At 51.7% G+C, this 265-nt stretch carries 1 protein-coding gene; it reads right to left on the bottom strand.

What is annotated here, in order from left to right; genetic code table 11:
- The coding region (locus KMS84_RS40245) for a hypothetical protein (RefSeq protein ID WP_256921608.1) at positions 1-265 on the bottom strand (265 nt) is incomplete at both ends.

The raw sequence follows: 265 nt of genomic DNA, 5'->3' as shown, positions 1-265 counted from the left end.
CAATCTGTTCTTGAGCACTCAAGACTGCGGCATCAAGGCTATTAATGCGTAGCATCTGAGCACTGATGGTTCTGTCGAGTTCGGCACTTTGCTCCCGCGATGAGACCGCATCGGCTTCATACTCAGACAAACGTTCGGAACACAATGAGAGCTCGGAACCGAGGTGCTGAATATGTTGCGCTTGATCAGCCAGGGCTTTTTCTAACACCGCTCTACGCTCGGCACAGGCGATAACCTCCGCCTCATACGCCTTAAATTGCTCGAT

It is taken from the genome of Streptomyces hilarionis, assembly GCF_024539675.1.
GTDB lineage: Bacteria > Actinomycetota > Actinomycetes > Streptomycetales > Streptomycetaceae > Streptomyces > Streptomyces hilarionis.
Note: the sequence above shows the minus strand (reverse complement) of the source record. Positions and strands in the feature narration are given on the sequence as shown.